Below are 210 nucleotides of genomic sequence, written 5' to 3'. Positions count from 1 at the left end.
CTTGATTGCCAGATACGTCTCCACAAAATCCGGCTGCATCATTGTGTGCCTCGACACATTTACCGCAATACATACGGATGTGAGCCCGCATGCTTTAAACCGGTTAATCAAAATGCATATTCTTTCATAAATATAAAGATCCAGCTCTGCAATCATGCCGTTTTTTTCAAACAGGCCGATAAAATCATCCGGCATGGCATAGATTCTTCC

Annotated in this window: 1 pseudogene; it reads right to left on the bottom strand. The window is 42.4% G+C overall.

From position 1 onward, the window contains the following. Positions 1-210 (bottom strand): annotated as a pseudogene (locus HJV72_RS19485) (EAL domain-containing protein); the annotation flags it as partial.

Origin of the sequence: Extibacter sp. GGCC_0201 (assembly GCF_017566055.1) — a bacterium.
Lineage (GTDB): Bacteria > Bacillota > Clostridia > Lachnospirales > Lachnospiraceae > Extibacter.
Note: the sequence above shows the minus strand (reverse complement) of the source record. Positions and strands in the feature narration are given on the sequence as shown.